The sequence below is a fragment of the Eubacterium sp. SB2 genome (assembly GCF_001244405.1).
GTDB classification, from domain to species: domain Bacteria; phylum Bacillota; class Clostridia; order Lachnospirales; family Lachnospiraceae; genus Faecalicatena; species Faecalicatena contortus_B.
Genome location: NZ_LN865152.1, coordinates 1,010,205 through 1,027,298, shown reverse-complemented (window position 1 = coordinate 1,027,298; position 17,094 = coordinate 1,010,205). Strand labels below are relative to the sequence as shown.

Genomic DNA, 17,094 nt, shown 5'->3' with positions numbered 1-17,094 from the left:
TTACTTTCCTCCCTCTTTGGATTGTTCTGCGAGCAGGCTGCGCAGGGCTTCGATATCGGATTCGGTTAAGTTATCATGTTCCAGATAAGAAGATACCATGGCGGTAATATCCCCATGAAAGTAGCGCTCTAAAAAAGAAGAGCTTTTTTGGTTGATATACTCTTCTTCCATCACAAGCGGGCTATAGATAAATACCCTGCCCTTTTTTTCAAAAGAGAGTGCGCCTTTATTCACCAGGCGTTTCAGCAGAGTCTGTATTGTTTTGGGGCTCCAGGTGGTATGGGCTGTTAAATAGTCGGTCACTTCATTTGTACTGACCGGTGCACGTTTCCATACGACCTTCATTACTTCAAATTCTGCTTCTGAAATCTGAGGCAGTACCGTCATGTTTATTCCTCCATTATCTCTTACGTATGTAATATAAACATTATAATCTTCCGGGGGGAGTCTGTCAAACAATGCAGAGACGGCAGGGGCGTATGCTTGCGGCTGCAGGGGTGAAGCAAAGGGGTCAGACCCCTCTGCAAAAGGGACGATCCCTGGTGAGGCAGTGTGTTTGTATGCCTGAGTTTGAATCGGGAGCCTTATCTTGCAAAAACGTAAGGTTAAGCCGTTTGATTGAAAGACTTATGCAAGGCTTTCACAAATTTACTGTGATAGAATAAAAGTGTATTTAGGCGCAAAGAGTTTTCTTTTATCAGACAGGAGGCCGGTCTATGATAAAGCAAAAGACAGTGGAGATACTGGGTAAATTAGTGACAGGGATTATATTATTATTCCTTGGGACTCTGTTTGTGGTGGTGGGAGTCTTCCTGGGATTTGCAGACAGTTTACTGCGAAAATTTGATAAATGCAGTTTGAAGAAATGAACTGTTTTATAAATAATAAATATTGGTAAGTCTTTCTGCCGGTGTTTACAAAATCACCTGAAACATACTATAATCAGGGCAGCGTTACATCTCCCTCCGGAAGATTGTAATTACCCCTGAAGCTAACGGAATAGGAGAGACGTGGAATGTTTAATCCGGAAAGGATCAGTAAAGGAGGCGGCAATATGGAATTCAGCCATGAGTTGATTGTGCCGAATGAAGATTTACCTTTTAAGGTATTTGTCTTTGAGGGCAGGGAAGGCAATTATTTCCGTGATAAGCACTGGCATCGTTCGGTGGAAATATTTGCGGTATTTGAAGGAGAGCTCTCTTTTTATATAAATGAGGAAAAGTATCCTCTCAGACCGGGGGAATTCATGCTGGTGAATTCCAATGAGATCCATTCCGTGGATTCTCCGGAGCCCAATATGACGGTTGTTGTACAGATTCCGCTGAAGGTTTTTGAGAAATACTATACAGGAGAGCAGTTCATCCGTTTTACCCATGATTCAAAATCCCAGGATGAGAGGGTGATGATCCTGATTTCTTCTATTTACCGGGCATATACCGAGAAAAAGTGCGGATATGACCTGAAAGTACAGGGGATGTTTTATGAGCTTTTGTACTTACTGGTAACCAGATACCGGGAGATGGAAGTGAGCCGGGAGATGGTAAGGAAAAACCGTAAACTGAACAGGCTGTCTGTCATTACGTCCTATGTGAAAGAGCATTACACGGAAGAGATTTCGCTGGAACGGCTGGCGGAGATCTTTGGCTATTCTCCTGCTTATCTCTCCAGGATGTTTCAAAAGTATGCGGGAATCAATTATCTGACCTATCTGCAGAGCATTCGGGTGGAGTACGCATACCAGGAACTGGCAAATACGGAACGGACGATCAGTGAGATTGCGCTGGATCATGGATTTCCGAACAGCAAGGCTTTGGCCAAGGCGTTTCGCAAAAAGTACGGAATGCTGCCAAGCGAGTTTAGAAAAAAGACAAAAAAGTGCCATTGATTAGATAAATATTTGGTCGAAAAGTACAGAATATGCTGATAAAATTACCTCATAAGGATAAATATCAATAAATTTTTGTTTTTAGGAGGGATAATGATGGATATTCAAAAAGTAACGGATTCTTCGTTTGGCAAATACGGAAGAGTGCTGCAGGGCTATTCTATCTGCAGAATTCTGAAGGAGATGGAGCACACGCCTCTGCCGAAAGAAGTAATTTACGTAGCATCTGTAGAAGAGATGGAGGCCCTTCCGGAAGCGGAAGCCTTTAAAAACCGGGCATTTGGGGGACTCCCGATCGAAATCGGATACTGTAATGGAGATAATCATAAGCTGAACGGGCTGGAGTACCACCGTTCATCTGAGATTAATATTGCGGTGACCGATATGATTCTGCTGCTCGGTTCCCAGCAGGATGTGGGAACGGATTTTACGTATGATACTTCGAAGGTGGAGGCGTTTTATGTGCCTGCGGGAACGGTGGTGGAGATGTATGCGACCACGCTGCACTATGCGCCTTGTACCGCACAGCCGGGAGGATTCAGATGCGTTGTAATTCTGCCGGAGGGCACCAATACGGATCTGACATTCACTCCGGGCACCGAGGGCGAGGATTGTCTGATCACCGCGAAGAATAAGTGGCTGATCGCCCATGAGGATGCAAAGATCGAGGGTGCTTTTTGCGGACTGAAGGGCGACAATATTACGTTGGATTAAAAACAGACTGTACATATAGGCCGGAAGAACCGGGTTCATGCGGAGGGATCCTATAATATTCTGTTATTAAAGAAACGAATAAATTTATTTATAAAGAAAGGTAGGTACATGATTATGAATAACATGCCGGAATTGAAAATTGGAGTTGTAGCTGTCAGCAGGGATTGTTTCCCGGAGAGTTTGTCGGTAAGCAGGCGCGAGGCGCTGATGAAGGCTTATCACGAGAAATACGGGGAAGAGGGAATCTATGAGTGCCCGGTCTGTATCGTGGAGAGCGAGCTCCACATGGTACAGGCGCTGGAAGATGTGAAGAATGCCGGATGTAATGCACTTGTTGTTTATCTTGGGAACTTCGGGCCGGAGATTGCAGAGACATTGCTTGCAAAGCACTTTGACGGGCCGAAGATGTTTATTGCAGCGGCGGAGGAGCGCGGAGACAATCTTGTACAGGGGCGCGGGGATGCTTACTGCGGCATGCTTAATGCAAGCTACAACCTGAAACTGCGCAATATTAAAGCATATATCCCGGAATACCCGGTTGGCACAGCAGAAGAATGTGCTGATATGATTTATGAATTCAGGCCAATCGCGAGGGCTGTTGCAGCGCTCAATGATTTGAAGATTATCAGCTTTGGACCGCGTCCGCTTAATTTCCTTGCATGCAACGCACCGATTAAGCAGCTTTACAATCTGGGCGTTGAGATAGAAGAAAATTCTGAACTGGACTTATTTGAAGCATATAACAAACATGCAGGGGACGAGAGAATTCCGGCTATTGTAAAAGAGATGGAAGAAGAACTCGGTGCAGGGAACAAAAAGCCGGAGATCCTTGCAAAGTTAGCGCAGTATGAGATCACCCTGAAGGATTGGGTGGAGGAGCACAAAGGTTACAGAAAATATGTGGCAATTGCAGGCAAATGCTGGCCGGCGTTCCAGACACAGTTTGGCTTCGTTCCATGCTATGTAAACAGCCGTTTGACCGGACAGGGAATTCCGGTATCCTGTGAAGTCGACATTTATGGGGCTTTAAGTGAATTTATCGGAACCGTAGTAAGCGAAGATGTCGTTACCCTGCTGGATATCAACAATACAGTACCGGCAGATATGTACAAAGAGGAGATTGAGGGCAAATACAACTACACACACAAAGATACTTTTATGGGCTTCCACTGTGGAAATACCGCATCCAGCAAGCTTTCCTTCTGTGAGATGAAATACCAGATGATCATGGCAAGAGCGCTGCCGGAAGAAGTGACACAGGGAACGCTCGAAGGCGATATCGTACCGGGAGATATTACATTCTTCAGACTTCAGAGCACAGCGGACTGTAAGCTGCGCGCATACATAGCCCAGGGAGAAGTACTCCCTGTAGCAACCCGCTCCTTTGGAGCAATTGGCATCTTCGCAATTCCGGAGATGGGAAGGTTCTACCGCCATGTATTAATTGAGGGCAACTACCCGCATCATGGTGCAGTAGCGTTCGGCAATTATGGAAAGGCGCTTTTTGAGGTATTCAAATACATAGGAGTGCCGGTGGAAGAGATTGGGTATAACCAGCCGGCCGGCGTACGATATCCGACTGAGAATCCCTGGAAATAAACAGAATATTCTGAAAACGGTGGGCAAGGGGGTCAGACCCCTCTGCAGAGGGGTCTGACCCCCTTGCCCGACTTTTTTGAATGATGCGGAGGTTAATATGTTATATATAGGTGTAGATTTAGGTACTTCAGCAGTGAAGCTTTTGCTGATGGATGAAAACGGTAAGATCCACAATATCGTTTCTAAAGAATATCCCCTGTTTTTTCCACACCCCGGCTGGTCGGAGCAGAATCCACAGGATTGGTATGCGCAGACTGTTGAGGGAATCAGGGAATTGACTGCCGATTGCGACAGGCAGCAGATTGCCGGTATCAGTTTTGGAGGGCAGATGCATGGACTTGTGGTACTGGACGAGAAGGACGAGGTTATCCGGCCTGCAATTCTCTGGAATGACGGAAGGACCGGTAAAGAGACGGATTATCTGAACCAGGTGATTGGAAAAGACAAATTGTCTGGATACACGGCAAATATCGCTTTTGCCGGATTTACAGCGCCGAAGATTCTTTGGCTGAGGGAAAATGAGCCGGAGAATTTTGCAAGAATCAGTAAGATTATGCTTCCAAAGGACTATTTGGCATATAAGCTGAGCGGCGTGTTTTGCACAGATTATTCCGATGCATCCGGTATGCTTCTGATGGATGTGAAGAATAAATGCTGGTCTAAGGAAATGATGCAGATCTGTGGTGTTACAGAGCAGCAGCTTCCCACGCTCTATGAGAGCTATGATGTTGTAGGGGATATGAAAGCTGATGTGGCAGCAGAGTTTGGTTTTGGCAGCGGTGTAAAGGTTATCGCAGGAGCCGGGGATAATGCGGCGGCAGCGGTAGGTACCGGAACGGTGGGGGATGGGATGTGCAATATCTCTCTTGGAACATCCGGCACAATTTTTATCTCAAGCAGTTCTTTTGGCGTGGATGACAACAATGCGCTGCATTCATTCGCCCATGCAGACGGCCATTATCATCTAATGGGCTGTATGCTAAGTGCTGCATCCTGCAATAAGTGGTGGATGGATGAGATTCTGAAGACAAAAGAATATGCAGCAGAGCAGGAGGCTATTGTCAAACTGGGAGAAAATCAGGTATTCTATCTGCCATATTTGATGGGAGAGCGCTCCCCGCACAATGATCCGAAAGCAAGGGCAACGTTTACGGGAATGACTATGGATACTACAAGAGAGGAAATGACCCAGGCCGTACTGGAAGGCGTGGCATTCGGGCTGCGAGACTCTCTGGAAGTGGCCAGAAGCCTTGGTATCCGGATCGAAAGAACAAAGATATGCGGCGGCGGGGCAAAGAGCCCGCTCTGGAAAAAAATTATTGCGAATGTCATGAACCTGAAAGTAGATGTCATAGAAAGCGAAGAAGGCCCCGGATACGGAGGCGCGATCCTGGCAGCAGTAGGCTGCGGGGAATATGCATCCGTGGAAGAGGCAGCAGGCAAGCTGGTAAAGGTGATTGAGACCGTGGAACCAGATGTACAGCTGGTAGAGAAATATGAAGAACGCTACCAGAAATTCAGAAAAATATACCCGGCCATGAAAAAACTTTTTCAAGAGCTGGCTTAATAAGTGCAAAAGGGGGGACTGACCCCAGTAGTACGCAAGGTTTAGTTTTTCGGCTGGTATATCCGACCGGTAGGAAAGGCTTGTCCACTGGGAGTGGCTCCAAAATGGTGACAGCGTATTAATTCGCTTGGCAGGCTTGCAGTTATTCCTTCATTTCGCGCCCCCATATGTCTACAAGACTTGAAGCTTGCGTTAACCTCCCTTTGAAACTTAAAAATGTTTCTGCCAGGTAGATTTTTCCACCCGCAATGCTTATAATGAATATGTGAAGAACATGTAAACCTTGTAAATGACAGGAGGATGAAAGTATGGATAATTACCGTGCAGAACGCAATCAAATACTTGCAGAACACATGATTAAGAATCTAAAAAGCCGTAATATGGCTGGTTATTATGCAAAGACGAAAGAGGAAGCCCTGAAAATGGCGCTTGAGATGATGCCGGAAGGAAGCAGCGTAGGCTGGGGCGGTTCTGCCTCCGTGACGGAGATTGGACTGAAGCAGGCGGTCTGTGAAGGCAATTATCAGGTGATCAACAGGGATGTCTGTAAGACTCCGGAGGAAAAGCGTCAGGCAGAACTGGCATGCTTTGAGAGTGACTACTTCCTTGCCGGCTCCAATGCCATTACATATGATGGAATACTGGTTAATATAGATAAGTTCGGGAACCGGATCGCGGCCATTGCCTTTGGAGCGAAAAATGTGATTCTAATCGTTGGAATGAATAAAGCGGTTAAAAATCTGGAAGAAGCACTGAGTCGTGTGCACAATGAGGCTACCCCCATAAATGCAGTTCGTCTGGGCATAGATACACCTTGCAGGAACAATGGGCTGTGCTATGACTGTAAAGGTGCAAATTCCATGTGCTGTCAGGTGCTTGTGACGCGTAATTCGGGAGTAAAGGAAAGAATAAAAGTCATACTTGTGAACGACAATCTGGGATTTTAAAGAGAGGATACCGCCGGGACAAGGGAAAAGTCCACCGGCGGTATTGCAGCAGTGCTAAAGTATGCAAGCCCCTCATGAGGGAGGGGGGAGAAGTTGAAGTGGGCTTGCCCAATTCACCTTTTATAATGCTTTTAGTTATGAAATACTATGACAAAACATCACACACGCTCCGCCCGCTTTTGTGTTTTCGATTTCCACAGTACCGCCAAGCTGTTCCACTAATTGTCTGACAATATAGAGTCCAAGCCCGGAATGCCCGCCGTCCGACTGCCGGGCTTCATCGCCGCGATAGAATTTTTCAAGAGCCTTATTTAAATCCTTGGGGCTGAATCCACAGCCAGAATCACAAATCTTATACGTAATCCGTTCTTTCTCTGCCTTTACGGAAATATGAACCGTCCCACCTGCCGGGGTATAACGCAGACTGTTCGAAATAATATTATCAAAAATCCGCGACAGCCTTTCTGAATCAGTCCATATGGTATTCTCCATGTTACCCTGCATCTCCAAAGCAATTTTAATATCCTTTTGCCCTGCCTGCAGCTCAAATTCATGGACTTTCTGCGTCAAAAAATCAGGTAAGCATACAGGCACAAGATTGGGCTGTATGTCTGATGTTTCCAGACCGGATGAATATTGTATCTTTTGGACAAGAGCCGCACTTTTTTCAGCGTTTTCCCGAATAACGCTGAGATACCGGTATAACTTTTCGCTTCCCTCGGAATTGTTTTTAATCAACGCGTCAGTATATCCCAGAATAATAGAAAGAGGGGACTTCAAATCATGGGCCAGAGCCGCTGCCATTTCCACACGTTCCTGTTCCATTTTCCATTGGGCAGACAGCGAATTCTGAAGTTCCCCTTTCATTTCAGAAAAAGCATGGCAGAGCCTGCCCAGTTCATTGTCTGAATGATAGTCGATTTCAAAGTCGAGATCTTTTTCCTGTATCTTTTTGGACGCATCAATCAAAAGTTGGAGGGGCTGATTGATCTTGCGGGCAAAAATTTTTGAAAACAGGAGTGTAAAACCGATGATATAGAGAAACGGAGAGCACAGAGCCAGGATGACAGCTGCGAATACCATTTTTCCCCTGTTATTTGCAAAGGTTGTTTTAATCTGATAGGAGAGAAGGACGGCCCCTGCTGTATTTCCTCTGTTATCCAGGAGAGGAACTGTATAGATGTAATGCCCCTGCCGAAAAACAGTTGTCCCTGCAAAGCTTTGAAATAGTTCTTCCTTTGTCTCAAACGGTTTCCGGGAATCCGAACCATAGAGAATGTCTCCATTTTCATCTACAACCAGATAAAGCATCCCGCCGTCCGGAATGGTATTCTTTAAACCGGTTTCTTCGGACGGGGACAGCAGATCCAGGTTCGTTTCACGAATATAAGCCTCAATACCGGGAACCTGCCGCTCGTAGTAATCCGGAGTATAAATATCACGGTCCAGGGATTGGGTAAATAAAGAAAATGCAATCGCAGAGGTAAGCGCCGTCCCGATTGCGCTGGCTGTCAGAATCCATATTAAAGTACGCCTGAACTGGGAAGCAAGTGATTGATTCTTCATAGAATGTACCCCGCTTTCTTACGTTTTGTTCCACTTATATCCGATCCCCCAGACGGTGGAGATATACTCTTTGTCAGCCGCTGCTGAAAATTTTGCCCGGATTTTCTTGATGCGTTCAACAACGGTGGAGGAATTTCCTTCGGAATCAAAGCCCCATATCTTTTCGTAGATCTGTTCTCTCGAAAAAACCTGACCCGCATGGAGCGCCAGTAATTCTACAATGTCATACTCCCGTTTGGTCAATTCTATGTCTTTTCCATCAACCCTGACAGTGCGTTCTCTCATATCCAGGCACAGTTTTTCAAAGTACAGCTTAGACCGCTTGTTCTCCGCATTCAAGTACTGCGACCGTCTCTCGCGCCGCAGGTTTGCTTCAATTTTCGCCATCAGCTCATGCAGTCCAAAGGGCTTGGTTATATAGTCATCGCCGCCAAGTGTTAATCCTCTGATCTTATCGGTTTCCGACTGCCGTGCACTCAGAAAAATAACAGGGCACAAGACATCAGCCCGGATTGCCCGACACACTTCAAACCCATCTATACCGGGCATCATAATATCCAGAATGATCAGGTCCGGCTGTTTTTGTGACAGATCAATACCCGTTTGCCCGTCATAAGCCGTAAGGACTTCATGTCCCTTTGCTTCCAGCTCATCCTTGAGCAGCATGACAAGGTCTGTTTCGTCATCAATTATCAATATTTTACTCAATATGGCACTCCCTTCTGCTTACAAAACAATCACCGTTTACTCGTAGCTTTTCCTTCCATCCCATATATTAAACCATATCATCCCTCCAATCAAGAACACAATCAGACCAGCTGCTGCAGCGCTGAGTCCTGTGGATGCCGTTTTTATCAAGCCGGATGTAATCTCTGCCTGCGGTAGGGAAACGGTATGTTTGAGGAAGTAAGTGCCCGGGAGCATCCCCAGTTTGACCGGCCATGTCCATGGAATGAGCGGCCATAACCCTGAACCAAGGCCTGTCAGCCCAAGTATTGCCGCCATTAAAAGACCTCCAAAACTAATGCCGACAGAGGCTCCCATTCCCCATGCGAAGCTGATCCACAGGTGAAGTGCAAGCAGAGGGAGGGTTCCTATAACTGTAAGAGTGGCGCCTGCCACAAAGACCCAGACAGTAACTCCTGCCGGCATTGCGGCCCTCATTCCTGCGCAGAGGAGCAATACCGCGATAAATGTACACACGGCCACACAAAAAAACAATAGTAAAAACTTACCGGCATATAGCCTGACACGGGAAAGCCCGGTGCCTAAAAAGCCGGAAAAGTTTCCGGCAAGTTCTTCCTCCTGCACAATGAAACCTGCTAAAACACCTATGCCTGCCGGGATTATAAACACCGTCCAGATTGTAAAAAAACCTTCAAAAGCAAACGCCTGCGTGCTTCCCTCCCGGGCTGCCAGATAGGCAGCCGTACACAGAGAGAATATAACCGGCATACAAAAAGTAAGCCACCGGACAGCCGTCCGTTTTGTCCGGAGCCATTCTGATAATAAGAGATTCAGCATGTTTCTTCCCTCCTGTTAAACCATACAGCGGTAAGCAGTGTAGCTGCCAGAAATACAGCAAATGGCACCACGATTCCGATTGGGATCACGGATGTATCCAAGAGCGGATCGCCGTTTTCTAATACCGAACCATTTGGATGTACTCCAACAATGGGGCACATCAGCCGTATTGCCCAGCTCCAGGGTACCGTAAACCAGAAAGGTTCAGGCGCGGCAAGAACCCCGGCTGTCATGCCCGCAAATCCGATCCCCATGCTCAGAAACAGCCCTTTCCACGTAGCCGCCCACAATTGAATAGGAATCAGGGCAAGGGAAGCTGCCCAGCAGACAATACTTGCTGCTGCAATCTGCCGGAAGGGAATTGCGCCGGATTTTGCGAATACTCCTGCCAGAATTGCGGCAAGGGTCAGGACCATCGATGAAAGCAGGCTGTAGACCGCCATAGCAGCCACCTTATATATCCAAAGCAGCTTTGGTGAAATACAGCGTGAACGTAAGGCGCGATAATTTCCGGACTTCTTTTCCTGCCCGGCCGCTAATGCAGCAAAAAGTGCAAAACCAAGAGGCAGGAATACAAAGGTCCACCAGTTAAAGATCAGGGCTAAAAGGCTGTCCCACATCCAGGATCTGTTCTGCGACAAGGGATGTTTCATAAGCGTTGCCTGCATAATCAGCGCATACCCTGCGAAAAACACCGGAACCAAAACAATTAGTTTTCCCATAAAAGTTCTTTTGTATTTAAGGAGTTCAGATCGAAGTCCATTCATCATTTATACCCTCCATTCATTATAATATCTGTAAAAAAGTCCTCCAGGTCTGCGCCGGGATCAGGGGCGCCCTGAAACAGCAGCCGTCCGTTACTGATTATTCCGATCTGATCCACAACCTGAGCGGCCTCAGAGAGAATATGGCTGGAGAGCAGGACCGTAATGCCTTTTTCAGGAAAAGAAGAGATCAGTTCCCGCAATTCCTGAATTCCGAAGGGATCAAGTCCATTGGATGGTTCATCCAGCACCAGCAGGGCCGGATCATTCAGAAGCGCTGCGGCAATACCCAGCCGTTGTTTCATCCCCATAGAAAACTGAGAAGCCCGCTTTTTACCGGTATTTTTCAAATTAACAGTATCCAGCACCTCATGAATCTTTTCGCCGGGTATCCCCAAGAGCCTGGTGTGTACCAGCAGATTTTCTTCCGCCGTAAGGTTGCCATACAAAGCGGGTGATTCAATTAAAGATCCGATTTTTTCCAGGGCATTTCGTTTCCAGGGCTTCCCGTTAAAATAAATTTGCCCCTTCGTGGGCCTTATCAGTCCGGTAATCATCTTCAGCGTAGTAGACTTTCCGGCTCCGTTCGGTCCCAGCAGCCCGTATACACAATTCCGCCTGATCTTCAGGCTGACTCCGTCAACAGCTAATTGATCTCCATAGCGTTTAGATAAATCATTTGTTTTTAGAATAAGATCATTCATATTAGTCGTTCCTTTCCATAAGATTTAAGCGAGCCAAAATTTCCTCAGGAAAAAGCTCATAGTGATTTGCAAAATATTGTACCTGTCTCTAAAGCCTGATAACGGTCCGGCCAACAGGCTATTTGTCTTTTCAGATACACTCTAACACTGAAAGATAACATTTCTATAACAAATTAGCATTTCGGTTATTTGAATACAGTCCACTGCGGAAAAAATCACCTATTTGATGTCCCAATAAACTAAGGGGAGTACCGGAATATTCTGCAAGTACCGTAAATTTATGATATTGTTTTTCTAGATATGGAAAAGGATTAAAGGGATAAATTATGCTGTGACTATAGAGAAGAGTGTAGAATTATTTTGGGTCTAAAATTTTGTTAAACTATAAAAATAATAAAAACATTAGTTTTAAAGGGCGCTCCAGTATATGGAGAGCCCTTTAACGGAGTCTTTGTTTATAGCCTGAGATAGGAATGCTATAATCCACTTCTGCAATATTTCATATTATTTTTTTCAGATCTACTATACTAAATCATATGTTCACATTATAGTTCTTTTTTGTTACTATATCTGATTACGAAACTGATGTGGAGTAAGTCCAATCATTTTTTTGAAAATCTGAATAAAATGGGCAGTATCATGAAAACCAATAAGTTCCGAAATTTCTTCCACACGATAATTACTGTTTCTTAAAAAAAGTTTTGCATGATTGATACGAAGTGTCAAGACATACTGTTTTATAGAAAAACCGGTATAGTTTTTGAACTCTTTACATAGGTTGGTTCTATTGATTCCAAAATCATGTGCAAGGTCTGTTAATGTGATATCCTGATTATAATAATCTCTCAAATGCTGTATGATTGCTGCAATCACATTTTGCGTTGAGGCAGGAAATGCTGTAGCATTATTGGCTGTCAACAGCTCCGTTAGCAGTAAATCTATCAGACAGGAAACCCGATATTCGCGGTATGGCATAATTTTTTGAGATGCTTTCAATACTTGTAGTTGCAGCATTTCAAAATTGGGAAACGAATTCAATGTAAACTTTACATTTCTATCAGAAGAATATTTTGAAAATAATGTTTCTACAAGAGAACCATTTAAATGGAAAATAGTCCGGCTCCATTTTTCTGTGGCTGTGCCATATAAATGATGTTCTTTACAACTGATAAAATACCCTTCTCCTTTTTCCAGCTGATATTTCATTCCACGGTATTCTAAAAACCCTTTTCCTTCCAGAGTAAAACTAATTTCATAAGAATCCAGATTTTTCCGGTCTGTATAGTAAGAACTGTCGGCTTCCATAATTAGAAATCCCTGAGGGTAGCTCAATGTTTGCTTTGCTTCTTCGCTGACAATAAAATCCGGCATAAAGTGGTTTGTGCCGGAGAGCTGAAATGCGCCTTGATGAAAAGGACGGATTTTTTTTAATTCAACTTCTGGCATTTTACCGGATAGGCATTTATAATGAGCCTCTATTTTTTTGTCATCTACGATATCAGATAATGTAAACAATGAAAGACCGTGATAATTATATGGCATAAATTCTCCTGTACGAAAGTTATATTTTTGTTGATGAAAGTAACTATATTTTAAAACAAAGAGAAATTATAATCAATATAAAAATAATATTTCACACATGGGAGGAGAATATTTATATGAGTAAGACAAGAAAAATTGGAGCAGTTGATTACATCGCTTATGCATGTTCTGCGCTGGTATATATATTACCGCAGTATCTGCTAAGTTCATTTCTTTCAGCATACTATACAGACGTTGCATTGGTCTCGGCGGGGGTAGTTGGAAGTGTTGTTCTGCTCATGAGATTTACAGATGGCATCAGTGATTTGCTTATAGGAGGTTTAATTGACCGGACAAATACCAGGTTAGGAAAAGCAAGGCCATGGATTTTGACTGGAACCATAGGTGTAACATTGACTATGTTTCTTATTTTCCATGCACCGGGCTCTCTTAGCATCAGTGGTAAAGTGGTTTGGCTTGCAGTTACTTATTTTCTTCTTATGGTTGTCTTTGCAACAATGGAAGGCGTCGCAAACTCCACACTGATGGTATATCTGACAAACGATACACAGGAAAGAAATAAATTCGGGGCCTCCAATATGGCGGGAACTTATATTGGCGGATTGGTGGCGACAACTTTAACATCCGTCCTGTTAGTGTCATTTGGTTATACACAATTCGGATATGATATAACGATAATTCTGTACTCAGTTCTGGTTCTAGTATTAGGCATCTTTGCAACAGTTCGTTTAAAAGAAAGAAATATTCCCAAAGCTGCGAACAGGAATCAAAAGAAAAGCGGTTCTATGAAAACGGTTGTATACAGTATATTCCACAATAAGTACTATCTGTTCGCAGTTGCTGCGGGACTTCTGATTAATTTGATCAATGGTATAACAACAGGACTTGGAGTTTATTTCTGTCGTGATATTTTTGGCAACGCAGGATTATATACACTAGTTACTTTAGCGGTATTATTACCGACGTTAATCGGTCTTCCGGCAGCAGTTGCTCTTGCAAAAAAAATTGGACATCATAAAATTCTGGTATATGGACGTGTGGGTTATATGATTGGTCTGATCGTTGCAGCATTCGGTCTGATAACAACAAATGTGCCGACGTATTTCGCTGGACAGATTATCGCAGGTTTGTGTGGCTCAGCTTTTGCAGCATGCTTTCAAGCACGCGTGGCAAATATTTGCGATTATGGTGAATACAAATTCAAAACAAATGCGACCGGTGTGATGATGAGCGCAACAAGCTTTTGTAATAAAGCAGGTTTGGGAATTGGTGCAGCGATTACCGGTATGATTCTTGAAATTGCAAAATATGATGGGGCATTAGCTGCAGCAGGCGCGGTGCAGTCTGCCTATACAATTGCGGTAGAACGCTATACAGTTGCATTTGTTCCGTTGTTTATAAATTTTATTGTTTTAATTTGTCTGTATTGTTGTAACGTTGACCCACAGATGGATGAGATCAGAGCTGAATAATAGTGAAGGAGGGAAGCGGCAGATGAATAAACATTTAAATCAATTTTTTGTTGAACTGGAACAGGATATCGATCCGAAGATCCAGCAGAATGGTGCTTATGTGAGATACTCTTTTGTAGTTGATAAAAAGATTTCCGAAGCAAATCTGATTATGTCTGCGCTTGGCGTTTACGTAGGATATCTGAATGGTGAGCGCTTAGGAGAGCAGCAGCTGACACCGGGATATACGGATTATCGCTATCGTGTGCAGTATCAGGAATATGATGTAACGGCAAACATACTGCAGGGTGAAAATGTACTGGGGGCCGTTGTAGGAGACGGATGGTATCGTGGATGTATTGACATAGGGAGCGTTAGAAACGCCTACGGTACAAAGACAAAGTTTTTATGTTATCTGGAACTTCATTTTGAAGATGGCACAAAAGAAACTATCACGACGAATGAAAATTGGAGTGTATCTCAGTCGGGCGCGCTGCGTGAAAACAATCTCAAGACCATAGAGCGTTATGATGCATCAAAAGAATTGATTGGCTGGAATATACCGGGCTATGACATGGTAAAGGGCCAGTGGCATAGGGCCTACCTTGCGCCCTATAATGGGCAGATAATTCCGCAGCAGGGAGAATTGATTCTGGAACATGAGCACTTTACCCCGCAGGTGCTTCATACGCCCGACGGTAATGTCGTTCTTGATATGAGACAAAATTTTGCTGGATATGTCCGTTTTCATGTTACAGGTGAGGCGGGAACAAGTGTTTCTCTTACCATGGGAGAGGTTCTCGACGAAAACGGTAATTTCACAATGAAAAATCTTGTGGCGGAAGGCTCAGGGAGTATCAGCGGTGAAGTTGGGCAGAAACTAGAATATGTTTTAAAAGACGGAAACCAGACATTTCAACCGCTCTTTTTAAATAGTGGATTTCGATATGTACTTTTGAAAAACTGGCCGGAAGAGGTAATTGCAGAAAATTTTGAAGGAATTGCGGTGTATTCTGATATAACGATGAAGGGCCATTTCCACTGTTCAAATGAACTGATCAACCAATTGGTGCGAAATGTGCGATGGAGCCTAAAAAGTAATTTTGTTGATATTCCCGGGGACTGCCCCACCAGAGAGCGAAGTGGATGGACTGCAGATATTTCTGTTTTTGCAGAAACAGCGTGCTATTTAAGTGATTCCAGAAAGTTTTTAAAAAAATGGCTGCAGGATTACAAATATGAGCAGAGTGACGACGGAAATTTTCCGTATGTTGTTCCATGCGCCGGAAAGCCAATGCGGCAGAGAGGATGTCTTGGCTGGTCAAACGCCATTGCAAATATATCTATAGAGCTGTATCAATTTTACGGTAAAAAAGAAGATTTGCAAGATGTCTATGATTCCGTAAAACGGTTTATAGATTTTAATGTGGAGCGGGCAAAAAAGAAAAATCCGTTTTTCCTTTTTAAGTGCGGAAAACATCGCAAATATATAGTAGAAACAGGCTTTCATTACGGTGAATGGTTGGAACCGGGAAGACCGATGTATAAAGATGTACTCAAGGATCTGTTTTTTCCGGACACAGAAGTAACAACGGCTTGGTTTTATACAACAGTCATGCAGTTTGTAACTATGGCAAAAATTCTCGGAAAAACGCAGGACATAGAAAAATATGAGGTTTTATCTGAAAAACTGTATCAGGCATATCATAAGGAGTTTTTAAAAAAAGGTATGGTGTATTCAAAACGTCATTGCAGATATGTCAGGCCCATTGCGCATCAACTGGTAAGTGGAGAGCAAAAAGAGAAGATATGTGCAAAATTGAATTCTCTTTGTAAAGAAAATGATTATAAAATAGGAACTGGATTTTTAACTACCTGGCAGGTGTTGAAAGTACTAACAGAATGTGGATACAGCGAAACAGCGTATAAACTTCTAGAGAATACAAAGCAGCCGGGGTGGTTATTTGCAGTTACGAAAGGAGCCACAACAACATGGGAAAGCTGGAACGGTATCGTTGGAAACGGCGTACCTGTAGACTCCCATAATCATTTTGCACCCGGCGCAGTCGTTGCCTGGTTGTTTGCGTATTGCGCCGGCATTCAGCCTGCACAACCGGGTTTTCAAAAGATTCGTATCGCCCCGGTTCCTGGCGGAAGTTTGAAAAATGCCTCATGTAGTTATGAAAGTATTCAGGGCATGATTCGCAGCGATTGGGAAATCAAAGATCAACGTTTCATTCTTGATGTTAGAATACCGGAAGGTATCCCCGCGGAAATTATCCTACCGAACGGAAAAATTAAGGAAGTTACAGGCGGATACCATAGATTGGAGTGTGAATATCAATCATAAAAGGGTATAAGAGTATTTCTCCAATAAAGGTGAACTGGATCTTCTTTTTTATGATATAGGAAATTCCTCTGGAATTTCCTATATCATAAAACCCCTCAGGGGAGATGCACACGCCGCGATAAGGTAAATAGCCGCAAGGCGGCATCGCGGCGGCGCCAAAGTGTGCAAGCCCCTCATGAGTGAGGGGGTGGGGAGTTGAGGTGGGCTTGCCCACTTTGTGCTAAGCGGTTAGCATCATACAACAAAACGGACATACCATCTATTGACGATATGTCCGTCTTGGATCAAAGTCTGTCAGCAATTATAACAAGTTCTTAATCATGAACTCATCAATGTGCACCTTAAACTCTTAAGTTTGGGAGAGGCACAGACCGGATTTGAACCGGTGATCAGGGTGTTGCAGACCCACGCCTTACCGCTTGGCTACTGCGCCTTAGCTAATCGCTGTACTTTATATACTACTCAATCAGCTTTTAGATTA

The 17,094-nt window shown here is 44.2% G+C and carries 15 protein-coding genes and 1 tRNA gene; 8 read left to right on the top strand and 8 right to left on the bottom strand.

Translation table 11 applies throughout. From position 1 onward, the window contains the following. Complete coding sequence (locus BN1938_RS12030) at nt 1-387, bottom strand: BlaI/MecI/CopY family transcriptional regulator (RefSeq protein WP_050640800.1); 387 nt, start codon at nt 385-387, stop codon at nt 1-3. A 329-nt stretch (nt 388-716) separates the two neighbouring features. On the opposite strand from BN1938_RS12030, the gene BN1938_RS23385 reads away from it, so the two are divergent. The 6 genes from BN1938_RS23385 to BN1938_RS12000 all read left to right on the top strand — a co-directional run bounded on the left by BN1938_RS23385 (nt 717) and on the right by BN1938_RS12000 (nt 6,712). After that, complete coding sequence (locus BN1938_RS23385) at nt 717-869, top strand: hypothetical protein (RefSeq protein WP_154253364.1); 153 nt, start codon at nt 717-719, stop codon at nt 867-869. A gap of 146 nt (nt 870-1,015) precedes the next feature. After that, on the top strand, nt 1,016-1,885 hold the full coding sequence (locus BN1938_RS12020) for an AraC family transcriptional regulator (protein ID WP_330377580.1): 870 nt from the start codon (nt 1,016-1,018) through the stop codon (nt 1,883-1,885). A gap of 96 nt (nt 1,886-1,981) precedes the next feature. Then, complete coding sequence (locus BN1938_RS12015) at nt 1,982-2,599, top strand: DUF4867 family protein (protein ID WP_050640798.1); 618 nt, start codon at nt 1,982-1,984, stop codon at nt 2,597-2,599. 114 nt (nt 2,600-2,713) lie between these two features. Further along, complete coding sequence (locus BN1938_RS12010) at nt 2,714-4,198, top strand: L-fucose/L-arabinose isomerase family protein (protein ID WP_050640892.1); 1,485 nt, start codon at nt 2,714-2,716, stop codon at nt 4,196-4,198. Nucleotides 4,199-4,295: 97 nt separating this feature from the next. Continuing rightward, nucleotides 4,296-5,765, top strand: a complete 1,470-nt coding sequence (gene xylB, locus BN1938_RS12005) for a xylulokinase (protein ID WP_050640797.1) — start codon at nt 4,296-4,298, stop codon at nt 5,763-5,765. 308 nt (nt 5,766-6,073) lie between these two features. Beyond that, complete coding sequence (locus BN1938_RS12000) at nt 6,074-6,712, top strand: lactate utilization protein (RefSeq protein WP_050640796.1); 639 nt, start codon at nt 6,074-6,076, stop codon at nt 6,710-6,712. 135 nt (nt 6,713-6,847) lie between these two features. On the opposite strand, the gene BN1938_RS11995 is transcribed toward BN1938_RS12000, so the two are convergent. From BN1938_RS11995 to BN1938_RS11970, 6 genes are all read right to left on the bottom strand, one after another. After that, complete coding sequence (locus BN1938_RS11995; RefSeq protein WP_050640795.1) at nt 6,848-8,278, bottom strand: HAMP domain-containing sensor histidine kinase; 1,431 nt, start codon at nt 8,276-8,278, stop codon at nt 6,848-6,850. A gap of 18 nt (nt 8,279-8,296) precedes the next feature. After that, complete coding sequence (locus BN1938_RS11990) at nt 8,297-8,989, bottom strand: response regulator transcription factor (protein ID WP_369794765.1); 693 nt, start codon at nt 8,987-8,989, stop codon at nt 8,297-8,299. A 33-nt stretch (nt 8,990-9,022) separates the two neighbouring features. Beyond that, complete coding sequence (locus BN1938_RS11985; RefSeq protein WP_050640793.1) at nt 9,023-9,802, bottom strand: lantibiotic immunity ABC transporter MutG family permease subunit; 780 nt, start codon at nt 9,800-9,802, stop codon at nt 9,023-9,025. After that, nucleotides 9,796-10,569 (bottom strand): lantibiotic immunity ABC transporter MutE/EpiE family permease subunit, encoded by a 774-nt coding sequence (locus tag BN1938_RS11980; protein WP_050640891.1) that lies wholly within the window; start codon nt 10,567-10,569, stop codon nt 9,796-9,798. The genes BN1938_RS11985 and BN1938_RS11980 overlap by 7 nt, the downstream gene beginning before the upstream one ends. After that, nucleotides 10,569-11,270, bottom strand: coding sequence for a lantibiotic protection ABC transporter ATP-binding protein (locus tag BN1938_RS11975; RefSeq protein ID WP_050640792.1), 702 nt, complete (start codon nt 11,268-11,270; stop codon nt 10,569-10,571). The genes BN1938_RS11980 and BN1938_RS11975 overlap by 1 nt, the downstream gene beginning before the upstream one ends. Before the next feature lie 564 nt (nt 11,271-11,834). After that, nucleotides 11,835-12,812: an AraC family transcriptional regulator gene (locus tag BN1938_RS11970; RefSeq protein WP_050640791.1), complete on the bottom strand. Its 978-nt coding sequence runs from the start codon at nt 12,810-12,812 to the stop codon at nt 11,835-11,837. 116 nt (nt 12,813-12,928) lie between these two features. On the opposite strand from BN1938_RS11970, the gene BN1938_RS11965 reads away from it, so the two are divergent. Then, nucleotides 12,929-14,284 carry an MFS transporter gene (locus BN1938_RS11965; protein ID WP_050640790.1) on the top strand — a complete coding sequence of 452 codons (1,356 nt, stop codon included), beginning with the start codon at nt 12,929-12,931 and terminating at the stop codon, nt 14,282-14,284. A gap of 22 nt (nt 14,285-14,306) precedes the next feature. After that, nucleotides 14,307-16,613, top strand: a complete 2,307-nt coding sequence (locus BN1938_RS11960; RefSeq protein ID WP_050640789.1) for a family 78 glycoside hydrolase catalytic domain — start codon at nt 14,307-14,309, stop codon at nt 16,611-16,613. Between the two features lie 362 nt (nt 16,614-16,975). Here BN1938_RS11960 and BN1938_RS11955 read toward each other — a convergent pair. Further along, nucleotides 16,976-17,046 (bottom strand) — tRNA-Cys (locus BN1938_RS11955). Between the last annotated feature and the right edge of the window lie 48 nt (nt 17,047-17,094).

Coding starts and splice junctions, on each gene's coding strand:
- BN1938_RS11975 (WP_050640792.1), bottom strand. CDS start 11,270: ATGAATGATCTTATTCTAAAAACAAATGATTTATCTAAACGCTATGGA.
- BN1938_RS12015 (WP_050640798.1), top strand. CDS start 1,982: ATGGATATTCAAAAAGTAACGGATTCTTCGTTTGGCAAATACGGAAGA.
- BN1938_RS12010 (WP_050640892.1), top strand. CDS start 2,714: ATGAATAACATGCCGGAATTGAAAATTGGAGTTGTAGCTGTCAGCAGG.
- BN1938_RS11985 (WP_050640793.1), bottom strand. CDS start 9,802: ATGCTGAATCTCTTATTATCAGAATGGCTCCGGACAAAACGGACGGCT.
- BN1938_RS11995 (WP_050640795.1), bottom strand. CDS start 8,278: ATGAAGAATCAATCACTTGCTTCCCAGTTCAGGCGTACTTTAATATGG.
- BN1938_RS11970 (WP_050640791.1), bottom strand. CDS start 12,812: ATGCCATATAATTATCACGGTCTTTCATTGTTTACATTATCTGATATC.
- BN1938_RS12020 (WP_330377580.1), top strand. CDS start 1,016: ATGTTTAATCCGGAAAGGATCAGTAAAGGAGGCGGCAATATGGAATTC.
- xylB (WP_050640797.1), top strand. CDS start 4,296: ATGTTATATATAGGTGTAGATTTAGGTACTTCAGCAGTGAAGCTTTTG.
- BN1938_RS11960 (WP_050640789.1), top strand. CDS start 14,307: ATGAATAAACATTTAAATCAATTTTTTGTTGAACTGGAACAGGATATC.
- BN1938_RS11980 (WP_050640891.1), bottom strand. CDS start 10,569: ATGAATGGACTTCGATCTGAACTCCTTAAATACAAAAGAACTTTTATG.
- BN1938_RS12030 (WP_050640800.1), bottom strand. CDS start 387: ATGACGGTACTGCCTCAGATTTCAGAAGCAGAATTTGAAGTAATGAAG.
- BN1938_RS23385 (WP_154253364.1), top strand. CDS start 717: ATGATAAAGCAAAAGACAGTGGAGATACTGGGTAAATTAGTGACAGGG.
- BN1938_RS11965 (WP_050640790.1), top strand. CDS start 12,929: ATGAGTAAGACAAGAAAAATTGGAGCAGTTGATTACATCGCTTATGCA.
- BN1938_RS12000 (WP_050640796.1), top strand. CDS start 6,074: ATGGATAATTACCGTGCAGAACGCAATCAAATACTTGCAGAACACATG.